Below are 26992 nucleotides of genomic sequence, written 5' to 3'. Positions count from 1 at the left end.
CAGGAGGTGGGGCCGGCTGTGAGGAGCGAGGCCGGGCCGACGGGGTGCGAGTGTGTTCCTCGTCGGTTCCGGGGCCGGGCGCATCACGGGAGTTGGCTGAAAAGAGGCTCTCGCCGGTGGCGGCGTGAGACGGGGCGGAGGCCTGGGCGGTGATCGGCTCGCAGGGGGAGCCCGGGCCGCGGCGCTGGCGAGTGGGAGGGGCGAACGGCCGGGTGAAGGCGGTCGGTCGGCTCGTGCACTCAGGTACGGGTGTCGCAGCAGGTGGCAGGGGTGGACGAACTGTGGGCGGGCGGATCCTCCATCGTGATCGGGGAAACGGGGTTCTCGCGGAGTCAGGCCGTGGCCCGCGCGCCTTCCGGGGTCGTCCGGTTCGGCGGGGGTGCGGTCGACGCGCGGACGACGAGGTTGACAGGCGGGTCGATCGCCGGAATCGGGTCCGCGTCCGGGTTCTCGATCGCGTGCACCAGCCGCTTGAGGCCGTCCTGCGCCGTGGCGTCGAACGGTTGTCGCACCGTCGTCAGGGGAGGAGACACATAAGCGGCGACCGGGATGTCGTCGAGACCGACGACACTGATGTCCTCCGGTACGCGTCGGCCTGCTTCCAGCAGTGCGCGGATCAGACCGATGGCCATGTCGTCGTTGGCGGCGAAGACGGCCGTCACGCTGTCGTCGGCGGCCAGTCGGCGACCGGCCGCGTAGCCGGAGGCGGCCGACCAGTCACCCGCGACGACAGGCGGTTCTCGTCTGCCGTGCGCGGCCAGCGTCGCCCGCCATCCCTCGAGGCGGTCCCTGGCCGCGTACCAGCGCGGGGGGCCGGCGAGGTGGTGGACGGTCGTGTGTCCCAGCTCGAGCAGGTGCTCGGTGACGGCCCGTGCCAGCTGGTGGGAGACGAGCCCCGCGGTCACCACCCGGTGAGCGGCGAACGGCGGCGGCGCGCCGAGGACCAGGACCGGCACGTCGGCGCGGACGGCGAAGTCCGCGCCGCTCTCCTCGTCGATCGGCTCGGAGATGACGATGCCGTCCACCCCCTGATCGAGGAGCGAGTCGACGGCGCCGGCCACACCCATGGCGTCACCCTCCATCGTGTTGACGACGCGGAGGGCGTAACCGGTGTCCCGGACGGCACGCTCGACGCCCATCAGCAGTGAGGCCGGGCCGTACAGGGCCGTTCCGAGCGTCACCACCCCGATGGACCGGGTCCGCCCGGAGGCCAGCGCCCGAGCGGCGTGGTTCAGCCGGTAACCGAGCCCTTCGGCGGCTTCCAGGACACGTCGGCGCACGTCGTCGGAGACGTACTGCTCGCCGTTCATGACCCGGGACACCGTCTTCTGTGAGACACCCGCCAGACGCGCCACGTCGGCGCTGCGCGGTGCGGTGCCGGGGCTGCGGCCTGCCAGTCGTGCCATGGGCCTCTCCTGATGTCCGGCAGTCGGCAACGCGGCTGTCTCTCGTCTGACTGCGCTGCCATGACTGCGCAGACATATCTACGCAGTGGAACGCGGCGCGTCAAGGGGTCACGCAACATCTCTGTCATCGATGCGCAATGTCGGATGAGGCGGCCGGCGTGTGACGCGCGTGGAGAGGAGGGCGGGGCGGCGACACCATCGGGTGTCGTGAGGACGGCTGCGCCGGCACGTCGGCAGGCTGGGCGACCCGCGTTCCGACGTGCACTGTTACCGGGGCGCCGACCGCGACGACGGCCTCGCGCCAGGCGCGAACGCCACCGGCGACATCGGCCGGGCCAGGAGGGTCGGGCGAGAGGGTGACTCGGGTGCTGTCAGGGTGAATCCGATCCAGCCGGGGCTGGGATGACACCTCGTCAAACCCGCCCGCGAAGTCCGGGATTGGCAGCAGGCAGGTCCTGTGGGGTGTGCCGGCGGGCGGGCGCCCTGAGACCGCGCACATGGACCTGCCGGCGGGCACGCGCTCTCCGCGCGCCGTCGAGTGCGCCCTGGCCCTGCAGGAGTTGATCCTGGGTCACCCACGCGCTGGGCCACCCACGCGCCACCGTCATCGCCGGAAACCCGATTCCTGATCCGGATCGACCAGGAGGTGCCCGCCCACTCGCAGGTCCATCTCATCGCGGACCATTACGGCACTCACGGGACTCCAGCGGTCATGGCCCGGCAAGTGCATCCAGCCAGGGAAGGTCGAACCGGTGTGCGGCAAGCTCAGGTGCTTGGTGGACCGAGGCCGGCTGCACCGCACCCCGCGCATCCCCGTTCCTGCGAAGCCGCCGAAGACGGAGCCGCATCAGCCACACCCACCCCTCCTCGCCCGCCGGACGACCGTACGGAGTCACATGCCCATGCCGCCGTCAACCGGGAGGCCGGCGCCGGTGATGAAGCGGGCGCCGTCGGAGGCGAGGAAGACCACGGCGTCGGCCATGTCGGCGACCTCGCCGAGCCGGCCGAGGGGGGTCAGGGCGACGACGTCGCTGACAGCCGCCTCGGCGCTGGGCCAGAGGCCCAGGGTTTCCATGTCGACCATGACCTCGGTGCCCATCTTCGTAGTCGGTACGAGGCCTGGGTATATGCAGTTGACGCGTACGCCGTAGCCGAGCTTTCCGGACTCCAGCGCGGCCACCCGGGTGAGCCGGTCGACCGCCGACTTCGACGCGGAGTAGCCCGAGACGCCGGGGAACGGGATGTTCGCCGCGACCGACGAGACGTTGACGACCGCGCCCCCGCCGCCGGCCGGGCCGCCGGGCCGCATCGCGCGGAACGCGTGCTTGACGCCGAGCGCCGTGCCGACGACGTTCACGTCCAGCATCCGGCGGACGTCGGCCGGGTCGAGGTCGACGAACAGACCGGACAGCTCGACCCCGGCGTCGTTGACGAGAATGTCCAGGCCGCCCAAGTCGGCGATCGTCCGAGCCACCGCCGTTTCCCAGCCCGCGTCCTCGGTCACGTCGAGCTGTACGAACCCGGCGTCGGCGCCGGACTCTCTCAGGGCCTCGGCCGTGGCCTTGCCGGGCTCCTCCAGGATGTCGCCGATGACGACGGCGGCGCCGGCCCGGGCAAGGGCGCGCGCCATTCCGGCACCCAGTCCGCGGGCCCCGCCCGTCACCAGAGCCTTGCGTCCGGTCAGGTCGTAGACGCTCATGGAACATCTCCTCGCCGAGGCGACCACCCCGCGTTCCAGCGGTACATACTCGGCCATATGGCTCTTCCGTTCTATGACCTATCGTACAAGGCGGTCATAGTGTGATCGGCTGATGGTCTCGGCCTTCCGGCTCGGCCGGCGGTCGGGAACAGTTGCGCAACCCGTTCACAACTCGGCGGCGAGGAGCTGGTCCATGGAGCCCCATGGATGGCCGTTCGTGGGGCCGGAGAGCGTCTGCTCCGTCCAGATGCACTTCCCGGCCGCCGTGTACCGCGTACCCCAGCGCTGGCTGAGCGCCGCGACGAGTTGCAGACCGCGGCCGCCCTCGTCCGTCTCCGCGGCGTGGCGGATGCGCGGGGTGGTCAGGCTTCCGTCGGAGACTTCGCAGATCAGGCTGGTACTGCGCAGCAGTCGCAGCAGCACCGGGCCCTTGGCGTGACGTACGACGTTGCCCACCAGCTCACTGCCGATGAGTTCCGTCGTCGTCGACAGGTCGTCCAGGTCCCAGCTCTGGAGCTGCTCCCTGATGTGCCTCCGAGCCTGCCCTGCCGCCCTCGGCTCTTCGGAGAGCTGCCAGGAGGCCATCAGGTCGGGGGCGAGAGCGTGCACACGGACGGCCAGGAGAGCCGCGTCGTCGCTGTTCGCGCGCTGCTCGTCGGGAAGCAGCCTGGCTGTGAGGGCATCGCACAGCGCTTCGAGTTCCGCGTGGTCGGTCGTGCGCAGGAGCTGCTTGAGCTCGTCCATGCCCCGGTCGACCTCTCGGTGTGCGGATTCGACCAGGCCGTCGGTGTACAGCACCAGAAGACTGTCGTCCGGGAGTGTCAACTCAACGGTTTCGAAGGGTGGTTGGGCCACACCGAGTGGTGGGTCGGGGTCCAGGCGGCCGAGGAAGTACACGCGGCCGTCGGGCTCGACGACGGCCGGGGGCGGATGGCCGGCCCGGGTGATGGCGCACGTCCCGGCGGTGGGGTCGTACACCGCGTACAGGCAGGTGGCGAAGGAGTCCTCGCCGAGGCCGCCGACGATGTCGTTGAGGTGGGTCATGACCTCGTCGGGCGGCAGTTCCAGGTCGGCGAGGGTGGCCACGGCCGTGCGCAGCCGTCCCATGGTCGCCGCCTCGGGCAGGCCGTGGCCCATCACGTCCCCGACGACGAGGGCGACCCGTCCGGCGGAGAGCGGGATCACGTCGTACCAGTCGCCGCCGACGTCCATGCCCTGCCCCGCCGGCAGGAAGCGCGCGGCGGCCGTGCACGCCGACACCTCGGGCAGCCGTCTCGGGAGGAGTCCGCGTTGCAGTTCCTGGGCGCGGGTGTGCTCGGCGTCGTAGAGCCGGGCCCGTTCCAGGGCGTGCGCGACCAGGGCGCTGATGGTGATCAGCAGGGTGCGTTCTTCGCGGACGAGGCGGCGGGGCTGGTCGAAGGAGACCGTGCAGACGCCGAACGTGCGCCCGGAGACCGTCAGCGGCAGGAACGCCCACGCCTGCTTGCCCGCCAGGCGCGGCCGTTCCTCCAGGCTCGGGTAGCGGCGCGCGTAGTCCTGCGCCGAGGAGAAGAACGACGGCACGCCGGTCAGGAGGACGTCCCCGACCGGTTCGCCCGCCATGACCTGCCGGCCCCTGATCGCGTCGAGCAGGGCCTCGGGGTAGCCGACGGTTCCGACGACCTGCGCCCGGTTCCCCTCCATGACGGCCACGGCCAGGCCGGTCGCGCCGAACGCCGGAAGCACCCGCCGGGCGACGACGTCCACCACGTCACGCGAGGTCCGCGCCTTGGCGAGGGCCTCGGTCAGCTCGGCGATCCGGGCCGAGCGCTCCGCCGCGGAACGGTCCGCGGCGGCCTGCTCGGCCTCGCGCCTGCGCCGTTCGGTGACATCCGTGAGATAGAGGGTGAGTCCGTCCGGCCCCGGAACGAGTCGCAGGTGATGGGTGCGCCCGGCCGCCATCCGCACGTCGAGGCCCACCGGCGAGGCCCCGGCGGCGGCCTCCCGGCACCGGGCCTCCAGGTCGGGAACCGCCCGCACGACGGGCAGATCCCACAGAACGCGTCCGAACAGCTCCTTCTGGGAGGCGCCGAGTGCGCGCTCCGCCTCCAGATTCACGAAGACGATCCGCCAGTCGTCGTCGACCAGGGCGAAACCGTCACTCATGTGGCGCAGAGCGCGGCCGAGCGCGTCCTGGGCGGTACGGGATTCGCTGCTGTCCCAGGCCACGCCCACCATGCGTGACGGTTCCCCGTCGTCGCCGTACATCACCCAGCCGCGGCCCTGCGTCCAGCCGTAGCTGCCGTCCGGCCGCCGCTCCCGGTACTCGGCCACGTAAGGGACCCCGTCGCGCACCGCCCGCTCCGCCGCGGCGAGCGTCGCCGGCAGGTCGTCGGGGTGCACGGCCTTCATCCAGGCCTCGGCCCGGGGTTCGTAGTCCTCCGGAACCTCACCGTGTACGGCGGTCTCGTGCCCCTCCCACAACAGCTCGCCGGTGCGGATGTTCCACTCCCACGTGCCGATGGGCACGTCCCGCAGGGCCTGACGGAGGTGCCTGCCGGCTGATTCCTCCGGTACCGGTGCCGGGGCGGGCAGCGGCGCGTCGCTGATCCGTTCCTCGGTCCAGGCGGCCACGGCGCGCAGGAACTCCCACTGTTCCCCGGTCGGCTCGCCCTCGGAACCGCTCAGTACCGTGATCGCGCCGATCGCGCGTTCCCCGCGGAAGAGCGGGACGGAAGCGAGCCCTTCACCCGGCCATGTCCCGGCGCTCGGCCCTGGGGAATCACCGGACGGCACAGGCACCCACATGGCACGGCCCTGGCCCAGGGCGTGTGCGGGGACAGTCGATCCGTCCTGGTCGACTATGTCCCAGGAGCGGACCAGAGCGGGAGGCAGGCCGATCGACACCACGAGGCGGAGGGCTGACAGGGGGCCGCGCAGATGGACGGCCCCGCCCAGACCGTCCAACTCGGCGACCGCATGCAGCAGCCCCAGCCGGAAGATCTCGCTCTCCGTGATCCCCTGGTCCGTGCCCGCAAGCACAGCCAGTCGCGCACCCGCGCCCATGTCCTCAACGGTACACTCCGAGCCCGTTTCGGCTGGTCGCCGCCGTCCCTCGGCTCGAACGCGGGCACTGCTCCGGGACGGGACAGCGGCAGTCCGACCCGGAGGGACGGCCAAGCGGACCCTTGTGCCTGAGTGTCACGTCCACCTGGCGGAGAGAGGTGACGCCCTCGATGGCGCGGCGGATGACCGGGACACCCCACTCGCTTGTCGATCCGTCACCACAGGTGGCCCAGGTGTCATCCGGGCCGGACGGACACCCGGCGCCTCCGCCCCGGTGGGCTACGCGCGGCCCACCGGGGCGGAGCTGCGGAGGGTGCGGGGCGCTGCCCGGCGGCTCAGGTGACGCTGATGGCGCCGGTGATGACCGCGAAGACGATGTACGCGGCGGAGACCAGGATGCCCCAGCGCAGGGCGTGCTTCTGGAAGTCGCCGAGTTCGGCCTTGAGCAGTCCGAGAAGGACCCACAGAGGGGCTGAGGTGGGCCCCATCATGTGGAGGATCTGGCCGATGGCGCCCGCGCGGGCGATCTGGTTGGCGTCGATGCCGTAGTGGGCGGCGGATTCGGCGAGGACGGGGACCACACCGAACCAGTAGCCGTCGTTGGACATGAAGAAGCCGAGCGGCAGGGCGAGGACGGCGGTGAACAGGGGGATGAGGTTGCCCATGGAGTCGGGGACGACGGAGAGGGCGGCGTCTGCCATGGCCTTGATCATGCCGGAGTCGGTCATGATGCCGGTGAAGACGCCGGCGGCCAGGACGAGGATCATCACAGGGACGGCGTTGGCCGCCTGGCGCTTGACGAGGTCCTGCTGGTCGCCGATGGAGCGGATGTTGACGAGCAGGGCGATGACGAACGCGACCATGAAGAGCACCAGGAGATCGGCGACCTCCAGGATCAGGAGCACCATCAGCAGCAGGGTGAGGGCGGCGTTGAACCATATGCGCCAGTCCGCTCTGACCGGTTCGAACGCCTCGCCGGAGGCGATCTCCAGCTTGTAGGCGTTCAGCTTCTCGGGGTCGAGCTTGCCGCGTTCGCGCAGGCCGAGCCAGTAGGCGACGGCGATGATGGCCAGGCCGGTGAGGACCATGGGGCCGATCATGTGGACGAAGTATTCGGTGGCGCTCAGGTGCAGGACGCTGATGCCCCGGGTGGCGGCGCCGCCCCAGGGAGTGGTGCCGGAGATGGTGCCCAGTGCCATGGCGGCGAGGGCGGCGAGGATGAGCGGGTTGATGCCCAGTCGGCGGTAGATGGGCAGGAACGCGGAGCAGACGATCATGTAGCTGGTGGTGCCGTCACCGTCCAGGGCGACGCACAGGGACAGCACGGCGGTACCGACGACGATGCGGACCGGGTCGCCCTTGGTGGCGCGGATGATGGCCTGAACGATCGGCTCGAAGAGTTTGACCTCCATCATCAGGCCGAAGTAGAGGACGGCGAACAGCAGCAGGGCCGCGGTGGGGGCGACGGTGTCCAGGCCGTTCATGATCATGTCACCGAGTTTGGCGCCCTTGCCCGCGATGAGGGCGGCGGCGATCGGCGTGAGCATGATGGCGGTGAATGCGGAGAGGTGCTTCCGCATCACGAGCAGCATGAAGCTGCCCAGGGTGGCGAAGCCGAGGACGGCGAGCATCGTTGCTCCTTGGTGCAGTGCCGAGGGCCGCCGGTCAGCCGGCGGCGCGGGACGGCGCGGGTCAGTGCGTGTCGGATCGGGAGGCGACCGGCAGCGCACGCGATGCCGTACTCGGCTCGTGCGTGGGGTCGTTCATGGTAGGTGCGGCTCCTGTACGGCGGCTCGGGCGCACGGTCGCGGCGGGCATCGGCCCGGTGGGGAGATCGGGGGCGCGGCTGGCATGGCTGGGACGTCCGGTGGCGCACGGCTGATGCGAGGAAGGGGGGCGCTCACCGGCTGTCCGGACAACCGGTTTACCGGATTGCCGGTAGGTAACTAGAATCCGGCCATCGCGTCAATACCGAAGTGAGGAATTCGATGGCCGAACTCGCCAGGATCACGGTCGAGCCGCGGGAACCGCTGGCCGCCGAGGTCTCCCGCCGACTGATCGACTACCTGATGTCCGGCGAGGTGCAGCCAGGCGAACGCATCCCGTCGGAGCGGCGGTTGACCGAAATGCTCGGGGTGAACCGGCCCACCGTGCGTGAGGCGATCAAGTCACTCGGCTTTCTCGGGCTGCTGGAGATCCGGCAGTCCAGCGGGACGTACTTCCGCGGGGCCGACTCCGACGTGCTGTACCGGCTGTTCGAGCTGGGTCTCATCCTCGGCGAGCGGGGGGCCCGGGACATGGTGCAGGCCCGGGCGGAGCTGGAGGTGGTCGTCGCCGGTCTGGCCGCGCAGGCGCGCGACGAGGTGGGCGTGGCGCTGCTGCGCGCCCGGTTGGCGGCGATGCGTGAATGCCCCGACGGCGAGTTCCCCGAAGCGGACACCGCCTTCCATGCGGCTCTGGGGGAACTGGCCGGCAACGCGGTGCTGCGCGACATGCTCAAGGGCATGCGGGCGATGATCCAGCGCGGCTGGGTGGAGCGCACCGGGGCGGTCCGCTCTCGCGAGGTGGCCTACGCCGACCACGTACCGATCTTCGAAGCGGTTGCGGAGGGGGACGCGGAGGCGGCCCGCGCGGCGATGGCTCGGCACATGGAAGGCGCGTCGCGGCGCCTGATGGAAGCTCTCGAACGGCGCGAAGGGTAGCCGGGCACCGCGGGCCGCCGCCGATGCCCGCGGCGTGCACACCCCAACCGGTTGACCGGTTAACCGGTTGGGCCTACAGTGACGGCGCGGCAACGCGACGAAACGCGGCCGTCTCCCATCCCGAGCCCGCCCAGGCGTTCCCGCGCCGACCGGAGCGGGCCTGCGGTCGGGACCCTTGCCGGTCCCCGCCTACCGGAAGAGGTAAGAACCCCGGTGATCGATTCCCATCCCCTGGTGGCCATGATCCACGCAGTGCCGGCCGGTGCCCGCATCGCCCAGGAGGCGTTCGCGCGGGAGTTTCCGCAGGCCACGGTCTGGAACGTGCTGGACGACCGGCTGCTGGACGACGCGCGCGACGCCGGCGGGCTCACCGACGCACTGCGCCGGCGCATGGTCCGGCTGATCGGACACGTGATGGACGGCGGCGCTCAGGGCCTGCTGCTGACCTGCTCCTCCTACGGGGAGGTGGTGGACACCGCTCGCGCGCTGTGGGACGTGCCCGTTCTGAAGTCCGACGAGGCGATGTTCACGGCCGCTCTGGCCGGTCCGTACCGGCGCATCGCCGTCGTGGCGTCCACTCCGCCGGCCGTTCCGGCCGCCGTGGCCCAGCTCGAAGCGCTCATACCGGCAGTGCGGCCGGACCGCCCGGTGGACATCGTGACCGCCCTGAGCGAGGACGCGGCCGTCGCGGGTGATGCCGAGGCGACCGCCCGTCACCTGGCCGACGCCCTGCAAGCCGCCGGGGGCGCCGACGCCGACGTGGTGTTGTTGGCGCAGTACTCGCTGACCCCCGCCCGCGAGGCGCTGGCCGACCTGGTGGGCGTGCCCGTGCTGGACGGTGCCGGAGCCGCCGCCCGTGAACTGCGCGGCCTGCTCGTTCCCGGTGACGGGCACACGGCCACCGCGTCGGCGGTCGCGCGATGACAGCCCGCCTGCCCTGGCCCCTGGCCTACACGGTCTCCGGCGACGACTGCGCCGCGCCCATGCCGCTCGGCTTCGCCGCGCCCCTCGCCGAAGCGGTCGGTCACCTGGCCGAACTCGGTTACGACGGTGTGGAGGTGCAGGTCCGTGAGACCGGCGCACACGAAGCCGAGGCCCTGGCCCGGACCGTCGAGGGCGCCGGCCTGAAGGTCCTGGGCGTCGGCACGGGACCGGTCGCGGCCCAGGACCGGCTGACGTTGACCGACCCGTCGCCGGACGTACGCCGGCACGCCCTGTTCCGCCTGCTGGGCGCGGCCCGTCTCGCCGGCGAGCTGGGTGTGCCGGTCACCCTCGGCCAGACGCGCGGGACCTTCGTGCCCGGGCTGGAGGACATACAGCGCATCTGGGCCGAACGCGCCGTGCGGCATCTGGCCGAGGAGGCATCCACACACGGCAGCCGACTGTTGCTGGAACCGCAGTCGCGTGCCAACACCTCGCTGTGGCACACCCCTGACGAGGCCCTCACCGTCATCGACGCACTCGGCGCTCCGGCCGGGCTGGTGCTGGACACCCACCACCTCGACGCGGAAGGCATCGACGCCACGCAGGCCGTCACCCGACACGTTTCCGTCACCGGCTGCCTGCAGCTCGCGGCGCCCGCCACGCGAGGCCCCCTGACCGTCGGCGATCCCCGGCTCCCGTCCCTGCTGAAGACGCTGCACACAGGTGGCTTCACCGGCTGGCTGACGCTGGAACACACCCAGGACGGTGACAGCCCGAGAGCCGCCGCCCGCTCCCGGACCGCGCTCACCGATGCCGCGGCCGTCCTCGCCCGATCCGCGTCCCCGACTTCCCCAAGGTCCACGACCCACCCGTTCTGAGAGGAACCCGCACCATGACCACCACTACCTACCGTCTCGGCGTCCTTGAGGGCGACGGCATCGGCCCGGAGATCGTCCCGTCCTCCGTGGAGATCGCCACGGCCGCCGCGCAGGCCGCCGGTGTTTCGGTCGACTGGGTGACCCTGCCGCTCGGCGCCTCCGCGATCGTGTCCCACGCCACTCCCGTCCCCGAGGAGACCAAGGACGCCCTTGCAGGACTGGACGGCTGGTACCTCGGCCCGCATGACTCCGTCAGCTACCCCGAGCCGCACAAGTCCGCGCTCAATCCCTCGGGCACGCTGCGCAAGCACTTCCAGCTGTTCGCCAACATCCGCCCCGCCAAGAGCTTCCCCGGGGCCAAGGCCGTCTGTGACAGCGCCGACCTCGTAATCGTCCGCGAGAACACCGAAGGCTTCTACGCCGACCGCAACACCTTCGCCGGCACCGGCGAGTTCATGCCCACCGAGAACACCGCGATCATGCTGGGCATCATCACCCGGGAGGCCACCGAGCGCGTCGCCCGCGTCGCCTTCGATCTCGCCCGCTCGCGCCGCAAGAAGCTCACCATCGTGCACAAGGCCAACGTTCTGAAGCTCACCACGGGCCTGTTCCGCACCGTGTGCCAGGAAGTCGCCCAGGAGTACCCGGACGTGGCGGTGGACGACTTCCACATCGACGCCATGACCGTCCACCTGGTGCGCCGCGCCCAGGACTTCGACGTCATCGTCACCGAGAACATGTTCGGCGACATCCTCTCCGACCTGGCCGGCGAGATCTCCGGCTCGCTGGGCACCGCCCCGTCCATCAACTCCTCCGCCACCACCGCCATGGCCCAGGCGTCCCACGGCTCCGCCCCCGACATCGCCGGGCAGAACATCGCCAACCCGGTCGCCATGATCCTCTCCGGCGCCATGCTGTTCGAGTGGCTCGGCGCCAAGCACGGCGACGAGAAGCTCACCGCCGTCGCGAAGATCATCGAGAAGGGTGTGGCCGACGCCATCGCCGCCGGCACCTCCACCCGCGACCTCGGCGGCTCCGCCTCCACCTCCGAGTTCACCGCCGCCGTCATCAAGGCCATCGGCGCCGGCCAGAACTGATCCAACGCTCCGGGGCGGGCCTACTCCGACCGCCCGCCCCGGACTCTCACGCTCCGCCCGCCCGCCCGAGGAGAGACCCCCGACCATGACCCTGCGCATCGGCTGCATAGCCGACGACTTCACCGGCGGCACCGATGTCGCCGCCGCCTTCCGGCGTGCGGGCCTGCGCACCGCCCTGGTCTTCGGCACCCCGGACGACGCCACCGCGCTCCCCCCGGACTGCGACGCGGCCGTGGTCGCCCTGAAGTCCCGTTCCACGCCCGCCGGCGATGCGGTCGCCGACTCCCTGGCAGCCCAACGCTGGCTGCGGGTCAAGGGCGCGGCACAGGTCTACTTCAAGTACTGCTCCACCTTCGACTCCACCCCGCAGGGCAACATCGGCCCGGTGACCGACGCGCTCATGGACGCCGCCGGTGCCACCGTCACCTTGCACTGCCCGGCCTCCCCGCCCAACGGGCGCACCGTCTACCAGGGGCATCTGTTCGTTCACGGCCAGTTGCTGTCCGACTCGCCGCTTCGCCACCACCCCCTCAACCCCATGACGGACTCCGCCATCGTGCGCCTGCTGTCCGCACAGACTCACCACAAGGTGGCCCTGATCGACTGGGCCACCGTGCGCCGCGGGGTCGACGCCGTCCGCGACGCCGTCGCGGCCCACCGGCAGACCGGCGTCCGGCACATCATCGCCGACGCCCTGACCGACGACGACCTCGCCGTCCTGGGAGCCGCGGCCTTCGAACTACCCGTCGTCGCCGGGGCCGCGGGCCTGGCCGAGGGGCTCGGGCACGCCTACCCCGCCGGCGGACCGGCCGCCGCCGAGCCGCTGTCGCGCGGGGGACGCGCGGCCGTCCTGGCCGGCAGTTGCTCGGCCCGCACTCTGGAACAGATCGCCCAGTTCTACGCCGCCGGCCTGCCGTCCCTGCATCTCGACGTCCTCGCCGCCGCCACAGGACGCGATGTCACCGGCGAAGCAATGGCCTGGTACGACGAGCAGGATCCCGACCGGCCCGTCCTCATCTATGCCTCCGCATCACCGGAAGAACTCGCCGCCGTGCAGGCGCAGTTGGGGGTCAACGAGGCCGCTGCGCAGGTCGAGGAACTCCTCGGGACCCTCGCCTCCCACCTGGTCGAGCGCGGCGTCCGCCAGCTGCTCGTCGCGGGCGGAGAGACCTCCGGCGCCGTCACCACCGCCCTCGGCGTCCGGGCTGTCCTCGTGGGCGAGGAAGCCGACCCCGGTGTGCCCTGGACGTACGCCGCCACCAAGAACGGCGACCTCGCCCTCATGCTCAAGTCCGGCAACTTCGGCGCCCCCGACCTGTTCACCCGCGCCCTCGCCGCCACGGCCGAGGACACCGAGTGACCGCCTACACCGACGAGAAGGCCGCCCGCGCGCTGATCGTGCGCACCGCCCGCTCCCTGTTCACCCGCGGCCTGACCCACGGGTCCACAGGCAACCTGTCCGTCCGCCTGGCCGACGGCAGCCTCCTGCTCACACCCACCGGATCCAGCCTCGGCACCGTCGAGGAAACCGAGCTGTCCCGAACAGACCTGAACGGCAAGCATCTCGATGGCCCCCGGCCCACGAAGGAGGCGTTTCTGCACGCCGCCTTCTACCGGGCCCGACCAGGCGCCCACGCGGTCGTGCACCTGCACTCCACCCACGCCGCCGCCGTCTCCTGCCTGGACGACGTGAACCCGGACGACGCCCTTCCCCCGCTCACCGCGTACTACGCCATGCGCGTGGGCACCCTGCCGCTGCTGCCCTACCACGCCCCCGGCGACATCAGCCTGGAACCGCTCGCCGAGCGCACAGCCCGCGCCCACCATGCCGTCCTCCTCGCCAACCACGGCCCCGTCACCGCCGGCGCAAGCCTGGAGGCGGCCGCCGACGCGATCGAGGAACTGGAGGAGACCGCCAGACTCCACCTCCTTCTACGGGGACACGCCACCCGCTCTCTCACCCCCGAGCAGGCTGCCGTGCTCGCGCCCACATCCCCCCGACGGCCGGATGACAGCGGGCGCGGCAGCCCCGAGCGAAGGAAATCCCCAGTGCCCCAGCACCTCACCCCCGTCCCCACAGCCGACCTCGTCGACCGGTACGGAACCGAACTGCGCGTCTGCGACCTGCAGTTCCGCCAGTTCGGCGCCCACCGCAGCTTCGCCGGCCCCGTGCGCACCGTCTTCTGCGACGAGGACAACGGCCTGTTGCGCGACCTTCTGCGCACCCCCGGTGACGGTCATGTCCTCGTCGTCGACGGAGGCGGTTCCCTGCGCACCGCCCTGGTCGGCGACCTCATCGCCGGCGCCGCCCAGGACAACGGCTGGGCCGGCCTCGTCCTGCACGGCGCCGTCCGTGACAGCGTCGCCCTCTCCGGTCTCCGGCTCGGCATCAAGGCGCTGGGCACCATTCCCCGCAAGAGCGCCAAGGACGGCACCGGAGCCGTCGACGTCCCCGTCACCCTCGGCGGCGTCACCTTCCACCCCGGGGACGTCCTGCACGCCGACGACGACGGCATCGCTCTCCTCCCCGAGAACACCTGACCACACGGCGCGAGGGAACTCCCTCTCGGACCCCGTCCGAGAGGTGCCCCCACACGATTGGGTAGCCAGTGCTTCTGAAAACCTTCGGCCGTGCTTCGGCGTCGGTCCAGCGCAACGACGTGCACGTGAACTCTCCTTGCTCATAGCCGAATCCGTCACCCGGCATCGTCGTACAGGTCGAACCGGCCGTCGACGCCCCGTCGTGCTGACCTGGTCGGGCTGTCCGGGTCGGCAGCGCTACGGGCCGGCCACTCGCCTGGCCGGCCCGCGCCGTGGTCCGCTTCCCGGGGGCCTGGCCTCCGGCCGGTCGAACGTCGGGTGCCGGCTGCCCGGCCGGCGGGACATGTGGTTGCCGACATCGCCCAAGCGTGTGCCGACCGGCGTGCACCGGCTACCGCTCGGGCAACGGGCGGTCGGTGACGACGTGCTTCATGACCAGGGTGGACGTGAGTCGCTGGACGCCGGGCAGGGTGGCCAGACGCTGGTCGTAGAGCTGCTGGAAGGCTGCGAGGTCAGCCGTGACCACGCGCAGGAGGTAGTCGGGCTCCCCGAACAGGCGCTCGGCCTGGATCACGTGCGGTACGGCGCCGACGGCCTCCTCGAAGGCGGTGACGGTGTCCGGCTCCGCCCAGCGCAGCGTGGCGAAGACCAGGGCCTCGAAGTTCAGGCCTACGGCACCCCTGTCCACGATGGCGCGGTAGCTACGGATCGCGCCGGACCGTTCCAGGTCTCGCAGCCGTCGGTGACAGGGTGAGACGCTGAGGCTCACCCGGGCGGCCAGTTCTGTCACGGTCAGACGGCCGTCCTGCTGCAGCTCGGTAAGAATCTTCCGATCCAAGTCATCCACAAGAAGATTATTCTCCATTGGTGGCGGAAGCGAGGAGACATAGAAAATTTTCGCATCAAATCGGGATAATCTTTCCTCCAGTAAGAGTGAGTGGACGAAAGAACGACCGATCATGACTTCAAGCACGTTGATGGCTTCCTGGGATTCGCCGGTTCCCGAGTGTTCCGTCCCGTCTGCCGGCCGCCGCCCCCAAAAGGGGATGTCCACGCGTGCGACCCACTTTGGAGGGTTCCGGAGGGTGCGAACGCGGGCTCAGACTGCTCGCCACCCCTCAGCCCCGCCCGCCCAGGTGCGGGGCGTGCCGCTGAGCAGGAGACGCCGATGTCCCCGACCACCGATACAGCGACCGAGAGACCGCCCAAGGCACTGATGCGCCGCATCGCCATGGCCAGTTGCGTGGGAACCACGATCGAGTTCTACGACTTCTTCATCTACGGCACCGCGGCCGCACTGGTCTTCCCGACGGTCTTCTTCCCCGCCCTCGGCGGTGCCGCCGGCAGCGTCGCCTCCTTCGCCACCTTCGCCGTGGCATTCGGTGCCCGCCCCCTCGGAGCCATGATCTTCGGCCACTTCGGTGACCGGATCGGCCGGAAGAAGACCTTGATCAGCACGCTGTTGCTGATGGGTATATCCACCTTCCTCATCGGCCTCCTTCCCACCGCCGGAGCCATCGGCGTGGCCGCGCCCATCGCGCTGATCGTGCTCCGGATCGCCCAGGGGCTGGCCGTCGGCGGTGAGTGGGCCGGCGCCACTCTGCTGGCGGCTGAGTACGCCCCGGCAGGCAAGCGAGGCCTGTACGGAGTCTTCCCCCAACTCGGTCCCGCCCTCGCCTTCGCGCTGTCGAACGCCACCTTCCTCACGGTCAACCTGTTCGTCGGAGAGACCTCGGACGCCTTCGTCGCCTACGGCTGGCGCATTCCCTTCATCGCCAGCGGTCTGCTCGTGCTCCTGGGTCTCTACGTCCGGCTCAAGGTCGAGGAGACGCCGATGTTCACCCGGCAGCGGACGCAGCCCAGGGACACCGGGGCTGCCCCGGTCGTCAGCGTCTTGTGGAAGCAGCCTCGCGAACTCCTCCTCGCCGCCGGTTCGATGGCCATGATGTTCGCGTTCTTCTATATCGGCACCGCCTTCCTCACCGCCTACGGCACCGCCACGATCGGACTCAGCAGAGCCTCCGTACTGTCCATTGGCATCCTCGCCGCAGTGGTCTTCGGCGCGGCGATCGCCCTCTCCGGCATCTGTTCCGACCGGTTCGGCAGGCGCAGGGTGGTTCTCGCCTCGTGCGCGCTGTCGGTGCCCTGGGCGCTGCTGCTGTTCCCGCTGCTCGACATCGGTTCCGCGGCCGCCTTCGCCGTCGGCCTCACGGTCACCCTGGCGATCATGGGCATCTCCTACGGCCCGGTGGGCGCCCTGCTGCCGGAGATGTTCCGGACGCAGTACCGCTACACCGGCGCCGGGATGGCCTACGCCCTCGCCGGTGTCATCGGCGGCGGAACCGCGCCCATCCTGGCGGCGGACCTGGCGGCGAGCGGCGGCGGCGCGGCGATCGGCTGGATGCTCGCGGGCTTCGGCCTGCTCAGTCTGGTCTGCACGCTTGCCCTTCCCGAGACCCGTCACCGGGCCATGGAACAGACGGCGACCAGCCCCGTCGTCGCGGCGGCCGAGATCGACTGACACTGCGGGACGCGACCAGGACGCGACCAGGACGCGACCAGGACGCGACCAGGACGCGACCAGGACGCGACCAGGACGCGACCAGGACGCCCCGGGCCCCGTAGGGCTCCTCGTCCGCCGCCGTGGGACCCCTGCCGGTCCGTCACCGGCATGACCCCATGCCGGTGGCGGCCCGATCACCAGGTGCCGCAGTCACGGGTCGCCGACTGCGGCACTCCACATCAAGAGAGGTTCACCATGTTCAGGACTGCGTTCACCGAGACGTTCGGCATCGAGCATCCGGTCGTCTGCGGTGGCATGACCGCGGTCGGGAAAGCCGAACTGATTTCGGCGGTCGCGAACGCCGGCGCGCTCGGATTCCTCACGGCACTCACCCAGCCGACACCGGAGGACCTCGCCAAGGAGATCGCCCGCACCCAGGAGATGACCGACAGGCCGTTCGGCGTCAACCTCACCATCCTGCCGACCATCAACCCGGTTCCGTACGACGAGTACCGTGAGGCGATCATCGAGGGCGGAGTGAAGATCGTGGAGACAGCCGGGAGCAACCCCGCGCCGCATCTGCCGAGTTTCAAGGCCGCCGGGGTGAAGGTGATCCACAAGGCCGTGGCGGTGCGCCACGCCGTCAAGGCCGAGCAGCTCGGTGTCGACGCGGTGAGCATCGACGGCTTCGAATGCGCCGGCCACCCGGGGGAGGACGACGTTCCCGGCCTGATACTCATCCCCGCCGCCGCGCGGCAGCTGACCATCCCCATGATCGCGTCGGGAGGCTTCGCCACCGGGGCCGGCCTGGTCGCGGCCCTCGCGTTGGGCGCGTCCGCCGTGAACATGGGAACCCGGTTCGTCGCCACCGCCGAGGCACCGGTGCACGAGAACGTGAAGCGGCAGATCGTCGCCAACGACGAGAGGGCCACCCAGATCGTGTTCCGGGAGTTCCACAACTCCGCCCGGGTCGCCCGCAACAGCGTCTCCGAGGAGATCGTCGAGATCTCCCGGCGCCCGGGCGCGACGTTCGGGGACATAGCCCACCTGGCGTCGGGGGCGCGGGGGCGCGCCGAGGTGCTGGGCAAGGGCGACATGGACGGCGGCCTGTGGTGGGCGAGCCAGGCACAGGGCCTTATCCACGAGGTCTCCAGCTGCGCCGACGTCATCGACCGGATCATGGCCGACGCGCGTGGCCTGGTCACCCGGCGGCTGCCGGAACTCGTCGTGTGAGGTCCTGAGACGCTGGGCGACGCCGTCTCGACAAGATCGGCTGCGGCCGTGCCTCCGGGCGCTCACCTGACCGGACCGTTTCGGCGGGCTACGAGGGACGGCCTGGACGCGGTTGTGGGCGTGGAGCCTGCGCATGGCGGTCTTGAGACAGGACCTGACCGTGTTGGGCAGCAGCCCGAGTGCCTTGGCTGTCTCGCGGTTGAGGAGCGTCGCCTCGACCGATGTGTCCGGCGTGCGTGGAAGAGCCATGGCGCCCTCCTCGCGGCATCCGTTCCGGGGTTGGAAGGGCACCGGTATGTCCGGCGATGCGCTACCCACCAAATTGGGTGCCGCCCGCCGGACCCACCTTAGGAGGTTCCCGGACGGGCCGTGCCCGAGGTCAGATGCGTCCTTGAGTACACGTGCGGAGCCCCAGCCCGCCTCACGGATCACCCGCCTCACGGATCACGAACACGAGACGAAGCAGGTAGCACAACCATGGCAAAGCTCGCAGACAAGGTCGCTCTCGTCACCGGCGCCGGCCGCGGCATCGGACGTGAGATCGCCCGCAAGCTCGGCTCGGAGGGGGCCACGGTCCTGGTGAACGACCTCGACCGCGACCCCGTCGAGGAGACGGTGAGCCTCCTGCGAAACGCCGGAGTGCAGGCTGCCGCCTTTCCGGGCAGCGTCACCGAGCCGGACTTCGGGGAGCGTTTCGTCCAGGCGGCGCAGGAGAAGTACGGCCGTCTCGACATCGTGGTGAACAACGCGGGCTACACATGGGACGCCGTGGTGCACAAGACCACGGACGAGCAGTTCGACGCGATGATCGACATCCACCTCCGCGCGCCCTTCCGTATTCTGCGCGCCGCGACGAACGCGTTCCGGGAAGCCGCCCGGCGCGATGCCGAGGCGGGGCAGCGAACCGTACGCAAAGTCGTCAACATCACCTCGATCGCCGGGCTTGGCGGAAACGTGGGACAGGCGGGCTACGCCTCGGGGAAGGCCGGCCTGGTCGGTCTGACGAAGACGCTCGCCAAGGAGTGGGGCCGCTATCAGGTCACGGTCAACGCCGTCGCCTTCGGACTGATCTCCACCCGGCTCACCGAGGCGCCCGCGGGTACCGGAGCCACCATCGAGGTCGAGGGTCGCGACATCAAGGTCGGTATCGATGACGACCTGAGGACGGCGCTGGAGGCGGGCATCCCGCTCGGCCGCGCCGGCACGCCCACGGACGCGGCGAACGCCGTCTACCTCTTCACCATCCCCGAATCCGACTACATCACCGGTCAGGTCGTCGTCGCGGGCGGCGGCCTCGTCATCTGACCAGGTCCGGCCCCGGAACCACGCGCACCATCTGCATTACGGAGGAAGAGAGAATGCCGGGATCCGTCATCATCGGCGGGGCGAGAACCCCCATCGGAAAGCTGCTCGGCGCACTGTCCGGACTGCCCGCACCTCAACTGGGCGCCGCCGCCATCGCAGCGGCGGTCCGACGCGCCGGCATCGCCGCCGACCAGGTGAACGCCGTCGTCATGGGAACGGTCGTCCAAGCAGGCGTAGGGCCCAACCCGGCCCGTCAGGCGGCCCACGCGGCGGGGCTGCCGCTGCATGTGCCCGCCACCACGGTCAACAAGCTCTGTCTCTCCGGACTGCACGCGGTGGCCCTCGCGGACCTCCTCGTGACGGCGGGACAGCACGAGGTGGTCGTGGCAGGCGGGATGGAGTCGATGAGTCTGGCCCCGCACCTCCTGCCCGGCGCCCGCCGAGGCTTCAGGTACGGCGCCGCGGACATGACGGACTCGCTCGACGCCGACGCCTTGGTCTGTGCCTTCGACGGCATGCCGATGGGCGCGGCCACCGAGCGGTACCAGGCCGCACTCGGCATCTCCCGCCAGGAACAGGACGCCTTCGCGGCCCGCTCGCACCGGCTGGCCGCCGAGGCCGCCGCCGCAGGCCGGCTGGCCGAGGAGATCGTCCCGGTGGAGGTACCGGCGAGGGGCGGCGAGGCCACCGTCCGCACCGACGAAGGGGTGCGTCCCGACACCACCGAGGAATCCCTCGCGCGCTTGCGCCCGGCCTTCTCCACGGACGGAACCATCACCGCCGGCTCCGCCTCGCAGCTGTCCGACGGAGCCTGCGCGCTCGTCGTCACCAGCCGCGAGCACGCCGAGCGGCTCGGCGTGGAGCCACTGGCCGAGATCGGCGCGTACGGCAGTGTCGCGGGCCCCGACCCGTCACTGCTCCCACAGCCGGCCAACGCGGTCCGTGACGCGCTGAGTCGGTCCGGTGGACTCACACCGGCCGATCTCGACCTGTTGGAGATCAACGAGGCGTTCGCGAGCGTCGCGGTGCAGTCGGTGCGTGACCTCGGCGTCGACCCTGACCGGGTGAACGTCAACGGCGGCGCCATCGCCCTCGGCCATCCCGTCGGGATGAGCGGGGCGCGGTTGATCCTGTCGCTGGCCCTGGAGCTCCGCCGCCGCGGAGGCGGCACGGGAGTGGCGGCTCTGTGCGGGGGCGGCGGACAGGGAGACGCGCTGCTGCTGCGGGCGCTCTCATGAGCGCCGCCGACACCGCCCACGAGGCGGGACAGCGGCCGGACTCCCTGATAGACCAGGGTGTCGTCGGCTATCGCACACCGCCGCACACCGTGCTCGTCGAGGCGGGGCGACTGCGCCAGTTCGCCCGGGCGATCGGTGAGAACCGGGCCAAGCACGCCGACGAGTCGGCCGCCCTTGCCGCGGGCCTGCCAGGGTTGCGGGTCCCGCCGACGTTCCTGTTCTGCCTGGAGATGGAGCGTCCGGATCCATGGGACTGGATCGCCGTCCTCGGGGTGGATCTCGAATCGGTCCTCCACGCCGAGCAGTCGTTCGTCCACCACCGGCCCGTATGGTCCGGCGACCGGCTGCGCTTCGACTCCCACATCGCCGAAGTGACCGCCAAGGCGGGCGGGGCGCTGCAGTTCGTGGTCCGTGAGACGCGGGTGACGGACGAACACCATGCCCACCTCGCCGACCTGCGCACGACGCTCGCCGTCGTACACCGTTGACACGCCGTTGATTCCGCCCGGTCCCCGACAGACAGGAGCAGCCATGTCCGACCTCCGGTCCGGCGACGGCGGGGCACCCGCTCCGCTCGCTTCCCGCACCCTGCCGCCGGTCACCCGAGCCGGCCTCGCGCTGTACGCGGGAGCCTCCGGAGACCACAATCCCGTCCACATCGATCTCGACGCCGCGCGCGCCGCCGGGCTCGACGACGTCATCGCCCACGGCATGCTCTCCATGGCCTGGGCGGGACGTGTCCTGGAGGAGATCGCGGGCCCCGGTGGCGTGCTCTCGTACCGGATGCGGTTCGCCGAGCCCGTCCGGATCGGGGAGACCCTCACGATCACCGTACGGACGGCCGCCGACCCCTCCTCGGAACCCGACGGCGACTCCCTCCCCGTCGATGTCCTGGTCGAGGACGCCGGGGGCCGGACCAAGGCCCGCGGCGGAGCACGGCTGCGGCCGGCGGTTCCGGCAGGTCCCACCCCCGACGGTCACTGACGGGAGAACAGAACCCATGACTCATCCAGCCCTCGGCGCGACCGCACTGGTACGACTTGAGAAGGACGGGCACCTGGCCCGCATCGTGCTCTCGCGCGGACAGACCGGCAACGCGTTCGACCTGGAACTGGTCACCGCGCTGCGCGACGCGGTGGAGCAGGTCCTGCACTGGACGACCGGGCCCGACCGGGGCGGTGTCGGCGCCCTGCTGCTGAGGGCCGAGGGACGGAACTTCAGCGTCGGCGGCGACCTGAGGTCCTTCACCGCTCAGGGAGAGGCGATCGGCTCGTACGTTCGCGAGGTGGCCGACGCCGCGCATGACGCCGTCCTCGGCCTGGCCGGGCTTCGCGTACCTGTCGTCGCCGAGGTGCAGGGGGCGGTGGCCGGCGTGGGAGTGGGCCTGGCCCTCGCCGCCGACATGGTGGTGGCCGCCCGTTCCGCGAATCTACGCCTGGCCTACACCGCGCTCGGTCTGACGCCCGACTGCGGAGCCTCCTGGATGCTGCCGCGGTTGGTCGGCGAGCGGCGGGCACTCGATCTGGTGCTCACCAACCGCGTGCTCGGTGCGGCGGAGGCGGAGACCTGGGGACTGTTCAGAAGCGTCGTCGACGACGAGGAACTCCGATCCGTCGGGGAGGAGCTGGCGCGCTCGCTGGCCAGTGGCCATACGCATGCGCTCGCCCAGTCCAAGTTCCTGATCCGGGGCGACGGGCTCGACGGACTGCGCGACCACCTCGAGTGCGAGGCCGAGACCATTGCCGTGGCCGGCACCCTGCCGCGGACCAGAGCGGCGATGCAGGAGTTCCTCCGCCCGCGGACCCCGCACAGCTGAGTCCGCTGGGCTGCGCCCCACGCCGCCATGGTCAGGGCTTCAGGCCGAACACCCTGGCGGCGTTGTCGTGCAGGAACGCCTGCTCGGTCGGTTCGTCCAGACCGAGGGAATCCAGCTCGGCCAGGCAGTCGGCGGCAGGCCAGAACGGGTGGTTGGACCCGAACAGGACTTTGCGACGACCGTGCCGGCGCAGGTAGTCGACCAGCGCCGCGGGATACCGGGCGCAGGTATAGGCCGAGGTGTCGATGTAGACGTTGGGGTACTTCGTGGCCAGGGAGATCATCTCGTCCAGCCAGGGAACCCCGATGTGGCCACCCACGATGCGCAGTGCGGGGAACTCCAGTGCCACGTTGTCCAGATGCGGGATCGGCCGGCCGGGCGCGGAGGAGCGGAGCGGACCGGCGTGCCCGACCTGGGTGCAGAAGGTGATGTCGAGTTCGCAGCAGGCGGCGTACAGGGGGTAGTAGCGCCTGTCGTCCGGCGGCAGCCCCCACAGCCACGGCAGCACCCGCAGTGCACGGAAGCCGAACGTCTCGACGCAGCGACGCAGTTCGGCCACCGCCGCCATCGGCTTCGTCAGATCGACCGACGCCACCCCGACGAAGCGGTCCGGGTGCGCCGCGCACACCGCTGCCACGTCGTCGTTGCTGATCATCGGGCCGGAAGGGCCCCACCAGGCGCACAGCAGTCCCTGGCCGACACCGGCCCGGTCCATCATGGCGAGGGTGGTTTCCACCGGCTGCGCGGTCTCCGAGAAGGGGCCTGGTTTCCAGCGCCGAAGAGAGGCGAACATCTCGTCGTCGAGCCAGGTCTGCCCTGGGTGCTGCATCCAGGCGTCGATCACTGGTGCGGGCTGAGAAGACATGTGAGGACCTTGCCGTCCGGGAATCACCGTGTGAAGCGTTGGTCAGCGGATGAGGCCGCTCTGGCGGGCGACGAGGATGGCCTGCACGCGGTTGTGGGCGTGGAGCTTGCGCATGGCCGTCTTGAGGTAGGACTTGACCGTGTTGGGCAGCAGGCCGAGGGCCTGGGCGATCTCCCGGTTGCTGAGTCCCTGGGCGACCTTCTGGAGCACGTCGATCTCCCGGGGCCTGAGCATGGCGGGTGCCGCCGGAGCGGCGAGGCAGGGCGTGGGCGCGCATCGACGGTGGACGGCTTCGACCCGCGCGCGCAGGGCGTCGTCCTTGATCTGCCCGGCCAGTTCCGCCAGCTCCCGGGCGATGTCCTGCAGCTCGGCCCGGCTGACCAGCGATGGGGCGGACTCGGGGACGGCGGGGGTCTGCATCAGGGCGAGTCGTCGGCGTACCTCGTCGTCGACGGCGATGTCCCGCTCCAGCCGGCGGACCAGCGGGGTGAAGCTGTCGAACCAGCGGTCGCCGAGGCCCACCTGGGCTCGGGTGGCGAGGTAGACGACGAGCCGTGGCACTCGGTCCACCATGATCGGGAGAACGGCGATGGTCTCGAGCGCCTCGGGCCGGACGGCGTGGTCGTAGACGTGTGAGATGCCCTCCGCGGAGAGGTAGCTGCTCACGGACACCGGGCGGCCGAGCATGAGGGCCTTCCCGCCGAGTCCGGCGCCGGTGCGTACCCGCAGGTTGGCGGCGGAGCGGGTGCGGGCCCCGCACAGTTCGGTGATCTCCAGCGCGCCCGCCCCGGGCAGGACCCGCCCGCCGAACACCATGTCCATGCGGCTGTGGGCCCGGAACTCGGCGAGTGAGCGGGCGAGGAGCTGCGTCTCGATGGTCTTCTGCGGCGTGAGTGGCACGGTCATGGCGCACCTCCTTGTGGCATCCGATCGTGAGGCTAGGCGCGGGTCCGCTTGTCGGGCAATGGTCTACCCACCAAGGTGGGTGTCTCGTGTCCGACCCACCTTCGGAGGTTCCGGCCGGTCCCCGTCCGGGGTCAGATTCGTCCTCGACCGCGGACCCGGAGTCCGAGCCGGGCGCAGGCAAGGCCGTGGAGTACCGCGAGGTACGCCTTTGCCCCGTCGGCGCCGGCGGGCGCGCATCGCCCACGGCGCCGCCGGCACGGCGACTCCCACACCCTCGTGAGCGAAGGAATGGATATGAGCTGGACGATTGAGCGGCGCGGTCGTGTCGCCGTTGTGACGATGAACACCAATCCGGTCAATGCGCAGAACCGTGCCTTCTTCGCCGACCTGCACGAGGCGTTCGACCGGCTGGAGCGAGATCACCCGGAGTGTCCTGTGGTGCTGACCGGTACGGGAGCGCGGTTCTCCGCGGGCCTGGACCTGGGCGAGCACTTCCCGCTGTTCGCCGGTGACGAGGCGGATGTGGCCTCGTGGTTCCAGGACTACCGGGCGACGAACATGCGGCTCTTCACGTATCCGCGTCCGACGGTGGCGGCGGTGAACGGGCATGCCTTCGCCGGCGGGCTGATCACCGCAGCGGTCTGTGACTACCGGGTGTCGGTGGCGGAGGGCGCGCGGTTCGGGCTGAACGAGGTCCCGATCGGGATTCCGATGCCGTCCGTGTACGTGCGCATGCTCGCCTACGCCTGGGGCGATCCGGTGGCGGCCCGGACCTGCCTGCTGGGGGAGATCTTCAGCCCGGCCCAGGCGCACGCGCTGGGCATGGTGCACGAGCTGGTGCCCGCCGACGACCTGCTGGAGCGGGCGGTGGCGGTCGCGGGCATGACGCCGCAGGAGTGCATCGGACAGTACGCGTTCACCAAGCGGGCCTGTCAGAGCGGTGCTCTGCGGGACATCATGGAGCTGGCAGATCCACTGGACAAGGAACTTCCCGCCGGCATGACGAGTGAGCAGGCACGGCACGCGCACCGGCGGTACTGGCAGCAGCTCAAGGGCAGCCAGGCGCCGTGGTGAGACGTGCTACGGCGCTGAAGGCGAGGTATCGCGTCGAGCCGAGGGGGTGCCGGAAGCCGGGCACCCGTCCCCTCGGCTCGGTGGACACGCAGGCGGCGACATGCCGAGGCCAAGGAGAACGAGTATGGACACCGAGCTGAGCCACGCGACGGGTGCCACCGACAAGCCGCCGCTGGACACGACGATCGGCGACGACTTCGACCGGACCGCCGCACTGTTTCCGGGACGTGAGGCCCTCGTCGATGTGCCGACCGGGAGACGGTGGACGTATGCCGAGCTCCGCGCCGAGGTGGACGCGCTGGCACTGGCCCTGATCGAGGCGGGGATCGCCCGCGGCGACCGGGTCGGGATCTGGGCCCCGAACTGCGCGGAGTGGGTGATGGTGCAGTACGCCACCGCGAAGATGGGCGCCGTCCTGGTGAACATCAACCCCGCGTACCGGTCCCATGAACTGGCGTACGCCCTCAACCAGTCCGGGATCCGGATGCTGTTCGCCGTGGCGTCGTTCAAGACCACCGACTACGCGGCGATGGTCGAGGAGGTCGCGCCCGGGTGCCCGGGTCTGGAACGTGCGGTGTACCTGGGCGGCGAGGAATGGGCTGCGCTGCTGCATCGCGGCCGCCTGGCGTCACCGGACCGGCTGGCCGAGGCGCAGCGCGAGCTGTCCCCCGACGACCCGATCAACATCCAGTACACCTCGGGAACCACCGGTTTCCCCAAGGGCGCGACGCTTTCCCACCGCAACATCCTCAACAACGGTTACTTCGTGGGCGAGTTGCTCGGTTACGGCGAGGAGGACCGGATCTGCGTCCCGGTGCCCTTCTACCACTGCTTCGGCATGGTCCTGGGCAACCTCGCCTCGACCTCGCACGGAGCCTGCGTCGTCATTCCGGCCCCCGCCTTCGACCCGGTCGCCACGCTCACGGCCTGCGTCGAGGAACGGTGCACGTCCCTGTACGGCGTACCCACGATGTTCATCGCGCTGCTGAACGTGCCGGACTTCGCGTCGTACGACCTGTCGGCGATGCGTACCGGGGTGATGGCGGGGTCGCCGTGCCCTGTGGAAGTGATGAAACAGGTCACCAAGTGGGCGCCGGAGGTGGCGATCTGCTACGGAATGACCGAGACCTCCCCGACCTCGACGCAGACCACGGCGGACGACTCCCTGGAGCGAAGGGTCTCCACCGTCGGACGGGCGCACCCCCACGTCGAGGTGAAGATCATCGACCCGGTGACCGGGGAGACGGTGCCGCGAGGGCGGTCCGGTGAGCTGTGCACCCGCGGGTACTCGGTGATGATCGGCTACTGGGGCGAGCCGGAGAAGACCGCCGAGGCCGTCGACACCGACGGCTGGATGCACACCGGCGACCTCGGGGTGATGGACGAGGACGGTTATCTCGCCATCACGGGGCGGATCAAGGATCTGGTGATCCGCGGCGGGGAGAACATCTACCCGCGTGAGATCGAGGAGTTCCTCTACACCCACCCCGACGTCCTCGACGCTCAGGTGATCGGAGTGCCCGACGAGAAGTACGGCGAGGAGCTGATGGCCTGGCTCCGGCTGCGGGAGGGCGCGGCACCGCTCGACGCGGCCGCCGTCCGGGAGTTCTGCTCCGGCAAGCTCGCCCATTTCAAGATCCCGCGATACGTGCACTGTGTCGACGTGTTCCCCATGACCGTCACGGGCAAGATCCGCAAGGTCGAGATGCGGGAGCGGGCACTGGAGATCGTCGGGCCGCCGTCCTCGACGGGAGCCTGAC

22 protein-coding genes and 1 pseudogene are annotated in these 26992 nt (G+C 70.6%); 16 read left to right on the top strand and 7 right to left on the bottom strand.

The genetic code is table 11. The annotated features are described in order from the left end of the window. Positions 1-332 precede the first annotated feature (332 nt). The 4 genes from BMZ82_RS30785 to BMZ82_RS30765 all read right to left on the bottom strand — a co-directional run bounded on the left by BMZ82_RS30785 (position 333) and on the right by BMZ82_RS30765 (position 7781). Positions 333-1406: a LacI family DNA-binding transcriptional regulator gene (locus BMZ82_RS30785; RefSeq protein ID WP_093780679.1), complete on the bottom strand. Its 1074-nt coding sequence runs from the start codon at positions 1404-1406 to the stop codon at positions 333-335. Positions 1407-2298: 892 nt separating this feature from the next. Continuing rightward, positions 2299-3105 (bottom strand): SDR family NAD(P)-dependent oxidoreductase, encoded by an 807-nt coding sequence (locus tag BMZ82_RS30775; protein ID WP_093780677.1) that lies wholly within the window; start codon positions 3103-3105, stop codon positions 2299-2301. 165 nt (positions 3106-3270) lie between these two features. Next, a complete protein-coding gene (locus BMZ82_RS30770) occupies positions 3271-6150 on the bottom strand; it encodes a SpoIIE family protein phosphatase (RefSeq protein ID WP_093780676.1) in 2880 nt (959 codons plus the stop codon). Between the two features lie 335 nt (positions 6151-6485). Beyond that, the gene (locus BMZ82_RS30765) at positions 6486-7781 is read right to left on the bottom strand and encodes a CitMHS family transporter (RefSeq protein WP_093780675.1); all 1296 of its coding nucleotides are present in this window, start codon (positions 7779-7781) and stop codon (positions 6486-6488) included. Positions 7782-8138: 357 nt separating this feature from the next. Between BMZ82_RS30765 and BMZ82_RS30760 the strand changes: the two genes are divergently transcribed. From BMZ82_RS30760 to rraA, 7 genes and pseudogenes are all read left to right on the top strand, one after another. Further along, on the top strand, positions 8139-8852 hold the full coding sequence (locus BMZ82_RS30760) for a FadR/GntR family transcriptional regulator (RefSeq protein WP_177244738.1): 714 nt from the start codon (positions 8139-8141) through the stop codon (positions 8850-8852). Positions 8853-9092: 240 nt separating this feature from the next. Further along, positions 9093-9776, top strand: a complete 684-nt coding sequence (locus BMZ82_RS30755) for an aspartate/glutamate racemase family protein (RefSeq protein ID WP_064751333.1) — start codon at positions 9093-9095, stop codon at positions 9774-9776. Then, on the top strand, positions 9773-10654 hold the full coding sequence (locus tag BMZ82_RS30750) for a sugar phosphate isomerase/epimerase family protein (protein ID WP_256252197.1): 882 nt from the start codon (positions 9773-9775) through the stop codon (positions 10652-10654). Before BMZ82_RS30755 ends, BMZ82_RS30750 begins: the two co-directional genes overlap by 4 nt. Positions 10655-10668: 14 nt before the next feature. Then, positions 10669-11751 carry an isocitrate/isopropylmalate dehydrogenase family protein gene (locus BMZ82_RS30745; protein ID WP_177244737.1) on the top strand — a complete coding sequence of 361 codons (1083 nt, stop codon included), beginning with the start codon at positions 10669-10671 and terminating at the stop codon, positions 11749-11751. An 85-nt stretch (positions 11752-11836) separates the two neighbouring features. Further along, on the top strand, positions 11837-13111 hold the full coding sequence (gene otnK / locus BMZ82_RS30740) for a 3-oxo-tetronate kinase (RefSeq protein WP_093780672.1): 1275 nt from the start codon (positions 11837-11839) through the stop codon (positions 13109-13111). Further along, a pseudogene (gene otnC, locus BMZ82_RS30735) lies at positions 13108-13740 on the top strand (3-oxo-tetronate 4-phosphate decarboxylase); the annotation flags it as partial. The gene otnK and the pseudogene otnC, both read left to right, overlap by 4 nt. Continuing rightward, complete coding sequence (gene rraA / locus BMZ82_RS30730) at positions 13729-14292, top strand: ribonuclease E activity regulator RraA (protein ID WP_256252201.1); 564 nt, start codon at positions 13729-13731, stop codon at positions 14290-14292. The pseudogene otnC and the gene rraA, both read left to right, overlap by 12 nt. A gap of 391 nt (positions 14293-14683) precedes the next feature. Here the strand turns inward: rraA and BMZ82_RS30725 are convergent, their stop codons facing one another. Further along, on the bottom strand, positions 14684-15139 hold the full coding sequence (locus BMZ82_RS30725; protein WP_037750851.1) for an Lrp/AsnC family transcriptional regulator: 456 nt from the start codon (positions 15137-15139) through the stop codon (positions 14684-14686). A 321-nt stretch (positions 15140-15460) separates the two neighbouring features. On the opposite strand from BMZ82_RS30725, the gene BMZ82_RS30720 reads away from it, so the two are divergent. The 7 genes from BMZ82_RS30720 to BMZ82_RS30690 all read left to right on the top strand — a co-directional run bounded on the left by BMZ82_RS30720 (position 15461) and on the right by BMZ82_RS30690 (position 22387). Further along, positions 15461-16813 (top strand): MFS transporter, encoded by a 1353-nt coding sequence (locus tag BMZ82_RS30720; protein ID WP_093780671.1) that lies wholly within the window; start codon positions 15461-15463, stop codon positions 16811-16813. A gap of 237 nt (positions 16814-17050) precedes the next feature. Then, positions 17051-18028 carry an NAD(P)H-dependent flavin oxidoreductase gene (locus tag BMZ82_RS30715; RefSeq protein ID WP_093780670.1) on the top strand — a complete coding sequence of 326 codons (978 nt, stop codon included), beginning with the start codon at positions 17051-17053 and terminating at the stop codon, positions 18026-18028. A gap of 477 nt (positions 18029-18505) precedes the next feature. Beyond that, positions 18506-19333, top strand: a complete 828-nt coding sequence (locus tag BMZ82_RS30710; RefSeq protein ID WP_093780669.1) for an SDR family NAD(P)-dependent oxidoreductase — start codon at positions 18506-18508, stop codon at positions 19331-19333. Between the two features lie 53 nt (positions 19334-19386). Next, positions 19387-20571, top strand: coding sequence for an acetyl-CoA C-acetyltransferase (locus BMZ82_RS30705; protein WP_093780668.1), 1185 nt, complete (start codon positions 19387-19389; stop codon positions 20569-20571). Then, entirely contained in the window at positions 20568-21059 is a 492-nt protein-coding gene (locus BMZ82_RS30700; protein ID WP_093780667.1) for a MaoC family dehydratase N-terminal domain-containing protein, read from the top strand. Before BMZ82_RS30705 ends, BMZ82_RS30700 begins: the two co-directional genes overlap by 4 nt. A gap of 43 nt (positions 21060-21102) precedes the next feature. Beyond that, a complete protein-coding gene (locus tag BMZ82_RS42155; protein ID WP_052067551.1) occupies positions 21103-21555 on the top strand; it encodes a MaoC/PaaZ C-terminal domain-containing protein in 453 nt (150 codons plus the stop codon). 16 nt (positions 21556-21571) lie between these two features. Then, positions 21572-22387: an enoyl-CoA hydratase/isomerase family protein gene (locus BMZ82_RS30690; RefSeq protein ID WP_177244736.1), complete on the top strand. Its 816-nt coding sequence runs from the start codon at positions 21572-21574 to the stop codon at positions 22385-22387. A 31-nt stretch (positions 22388-22418) separates the two neighbouring features. Here BMZ82_RS30690 and BMZ82_RS30685 read toward each other — a convergent pair whose 3' ends face one another. Further along, positions 22419-23252, bottom strand: coding sequence for an amidohydrolase family protein (locus BMZ82_RS30685; protein WP_093780665.1), 834 nt, complete (start codon positions 23250-23252; stop codon positions 22419-22421). Between the two features lie 42 nt (positions 23253-23294). Next, complete coding sequence (locus BMZ82_RS30680) at positions 23295-24158, bottom strand: LuxR C-terminal-related transcriptional regulator (RefSeq protein WP_093780664.1); 864 nt, start codon at positions 24156-24158, stop codon at positions 23295-23297. Between the two features lie 294 nt (positions 24159-24452). Here BMZ82_RS30680 and BMZ82_RS30675 point away from each other — a divergent pair, with 294 nt between their 5' ends. Further along, positions 24453-25232, top strand: a complete 780-nt coding sequence (locus BMZ82_RS30675; RefSeq protein WP_093780663.1) for an enoyl-CoA hydratase/isomerase family protein — start codon at positions 24453-24455, stop codon at positions 25230-25232. Positions 25233-25356: 124 nt separating this feature from the next. Further along, entirely contained in the window at positions 25357-26991 is a 1635-nt protein-coding gene (locus BMZ82_RS30670; RefSeq protein WP_093780662.1) for an AMP-binding protein, read from the top strand. Position 26992: the final 1 nt, after the last annotated feature.

The sequence above is a fragment of the Streptomyces sp. yr375 genome (assembly GCF_900110755.1).
Taxonomy (GTDB): Bacteria; Actinomycetota; Actinomycetes; order Streptomycetales; family Streptomycetaceae; genus Streptomyces.
Note: the sequence above shows the minus strand (reverse complement) of the source record. Positions and strands in the feature narration are given on the sequence as shown.